Raw genomic sequence first — 419 nt, 5'->3', positions numbered from 1 at the left:
GCTTTATCAAACGGAAAATGGAGCATATATTTCAGAAGAAAAAGTTGGTTGTCATTTGGTTGACCAAAGGTTGTCAAGTGGTCAACCCAGTATAGGTAAGGGTAGATTAGATAAGATTAGTATAGATAAGGTGAGGGGAGAACAGTCCACCCCCATTTTTTATGGAGAATTCAAAAATGTAAGATTAAGCAAAGAAGAATATAAAAATCTTAAAGAAAAATTAAACTCACACACAGAAATAATGATAAATAAACTATCAAGATACATGAAAAGCAGTGGCAAGACCTATCAAAACCACTACGCAACAATCTTAAAATGGTATGAAGAAGATAAAGAAAAACTAACACAGAAAGGTTTAAATAAAAAAATGAACTATGATGTAGGAGAATCTTTATAGATAAAAAGAGGTGGAAAGCCAC

General features: G+C 32.0%; 1 pseudogene. It reads left to right on the top strand.

The window, feature by feature from the left end:
* Positions 1 to 397, top strand: a pseudogene (locus tag HMPREF0072_RS10425) (replisome organizer); the annotation flags it as partial.
* Positions 398 to 419: the final 22 nt, after the last annotated feature.

Origin of the sequence: Anaerococcus lactolyticus ATCC 51172, assembly GCF_000156575.1 — a bacterium.
Classification (GTDB): Bacteria; Bacillota; Clostridia; order Tissierellales; family Peptoniphilaceae; genus Anaerococcus; species Anaerococcus lactolyticus.
Note: the sequence above shows the minus strand (reverse complement) of the source record. Positions and strands in the feature narration are given on the sequence as shown.